Source organism: Streptomyces beijiangensis, assembly GCF_017315755.1.
In the GTDB taxonomy this organism is placed as follows: domain Bacteria; phylum Actinomycetota; class Actinomycetes; order Streptomycetales; family Streptomycetaceae; genus Streptomyces; species Streptomyces beijiangensis.
Genome location: NZ_JAFLRJ010001236.1, coordinates 1 through 721 on the forward strand (window position 1 = coordinate 1; position 721 = coordinate 721).

The window sequence follows — 721 nt, forward strand, 5'->3', positions numbered from 1 at the left end:
GTGGAGAGCTGGGTCACGACCAGCGCGCCCGCCTGGTTGGCGAGCACGAAAAGGATGGTCCACTTGGCGAGCATCGCCGCCTTGCCCAGCCCGTGGCCCTTCCAGTCGAAACGCAGACGGATACGGAATCCCGTCTCGCGCAGGTACGGGATCATGGCCAGGGCCTGGACGACGAGGCCGAGCAGGACACCGATGCCGAGGAGACGCTGGCCCTCCGGCGGGATGCTCGTGACGGTCATCTTCGAAGCGGCGGCAGTGCCGTAGACATAGATGAACGTACCGAGCGTCACGATGATGACGATGTTGTTGAGGACCGGCGTCCACATCATCGCGCCGAACCGCCCACGCGCGTTGAGGATCTGCCCCATCACCACGTGCACGCCCATGAAGAAGATCGAGGGCAGGAAGTAACGGGTGAAGGTGACGGCGACCTCGTTGACCGCGGGGTCGGAGGCGACCGGGTTCGACAGCGCCCGCACGAGGAGCGGCGCGGCGAGCCATGCGGTGGCGGGGAGCGCGGCCAGGGCCACCATCACAAGGGTCAGCAGCCGGTTGGCGTAAGCGATGCCGCCGTCGGCGTCGTCCTTCATGGAACGGACGAGCTGCGGCACGAAGACGGAGTTGAGGCCGCCGCCGACGGTGAGGATGTAGATCATGGTCGGCAACTGGTAGGCGACCTGGAACGAGTCACCGAGGAGGCCCAGACCGAGCCCACGAGACG

The 721-nt window shown here is 66.4% G+C and carries 1 protein-coding gene; it reads right to left on the bottom strand.

Going from position 1 to position 721, the window contains the following annotated elements; genetic code table 11:
- The coding region (locus J0695_RS41320; protein WP_277990117.1) for a lipid II flippase MurJ at positions 1-721 on the bottom strand (721 nt) is incomplete at both ends.